General features: G+C 64.3%; 3 protein-coding genes. 2 read left to right on the forward strand and 1 reads right to left on the reverse strand.

The window, feature by feature from the left end; translation table 11 throughout:
- Both JHD73_RS27795 and JHD73_RS27800 read left to right on the forward strand, forming a co-directional pair.
- Nucleotides 1–516 (forward strand): Xaa-Pro peptidase family protein (locus JHD73_RS27795; RefSeq protein WP_199033343.1); only part of this gene is annotated, 516 nt, incomplete at its 5' end.
- 6 nt (nucleotides 517–522) lie between these two features.
- A complete protein-coding gene (locus JHD73_RS27800; RefSeq protein ID WP_199033344.1) occupies nucleotides 523–891 on the forward strand; it encodes a hypothetical protein in 369 nt (122 codons plus the stop codon).
- A 5-nt stretch (nucleotides 892–896) separates the two neighbouring features.
- Here JHD73_RS27800 and JHD73_RS27805 read toward each other — a convergent pair.
- The coding region (locus JHD73_RS27805) for a LysR substrate-binding domain-containing protein (protein WP_233177195.1) at nucleotides 897–1,229 on the reverse strand (333 nt) is incomplete at its 5' end.

A 1,229-nucleotide genomic window follows, 5' to 3' on the forward strand; every position in this document is an offset into this window, starting at 1 on the left:
GGCCCACACGTGGCGATGGTGCTGACCCGCGTCAACGGCTACGCGGCAGAAAGCGAGCGCACGTTCTTCACCACACGCCCCGACCCGCGTGCGCGTGAGCTGTTTCATCTGCTGGAAGCGGCGCGCGAGCGGGCCTTTTCACTTGTGCGGCCTGGCATGCACTGTGCGGAGCTGGACTGGCAGGTCAACCGCTTCCTGGCCGGTTGTGGCTATGCGGGCGACAGCGTACGGCTGCACCGCTGCGGACACGGCTTCGGCCTGGGCAATCACGAGCCACCTTGGATTGCCGAAGGCAGTGAACATGTGCTGCAGGAGAACATGGTGATCTCCATCGAACCCGGCATCTATCTGGCGGGCGAGGGCGGGTATCGTCACTCCGATACGGTGCTTGTTACCGCCAACGGCTACCGCTGCTTGACCAAGGCCCCCACACGGCTGAATGCGCTTGTGCTCGGGCGTCCTACGTTGCGCCATCGCTTGCAGCGCAGCCTGATCCGCAATGCGTTGAACCTGTGAACTGCCATGCGGATCGTGCTGCTGCAAATCGCTTACCTGTGCATCGCGCTGGCCTTCAATGCGCTGAGCGCTGCCCTGGCGCTGGTGGGTAGCAAGCCACTGGCGCCCACCAACCTCGTTGCCGCCACCGGCGTGTTCGCGCTGTATGCGCTGGCGCTGTGGTCAGGGCAAGCCGGGTTCGATACGGCGTACCGCGCGGCGATGCTCTGCTTCGTGCTGGTGCTCGGCGCGGGTGGTGTGCTCGCCCATCTGCGTCGCGGGCCAACGCAGGGCTATCGGTCAGCGGTTGCCTGGATGGCTGCCATTCTCATCAATGGGATGGGTGTGGTGCTGAATATGGCAGGCGCGCTGCTCGGTGCCCGTGCGGCCCTCTGAAGCCATCAGCGGCCCACGGTAAGCGACTGGCGCAGCGTGTCTTTCAGCACCTGGAACGCCGGGTTGTCGTTGTCCTTGCGATGGGCCAGCCATAGCTCGACCGGTTTCGCGGGGGAGGTGCGCACAGGGCGATAAACCACGCCTTCAAAATGCAGCATCGATGCCGCAGCGGGAATCAGCGCCACGCCAATCCCTGCGCGCACCAGCGCCAGCATCGAGTGGATCTGGCTGACGTATTCGACGATGTCGGGCAATACCTCAGCACGTTCGAGCAGGCCACTCACCAACTGGTGGAAGTAGCGCGCCTCGTAAGGCGAATACATCAGCAGCGGCTTGCC

Source organism: Ralstonia sp. ASV6 (genome assembly GCF_016429285.1).
Taxonomy (GTDB): Bacteria; Pseudomonadota; Gammaproteobacteria; order Burkholderiales; family Burkholderiaceae; genus Ralstonia; species Ralstonia flaminis.

Excerpts from the sequence above, each read along its gene's own strand:
- JHD73_RS27800 (WP_199033344.1), top strand. The coding sequence starts at position 523 with ATGCGGATCGTGCTGCTGCAAATCGCTTACCTGTGCATCGCGCTGGCC.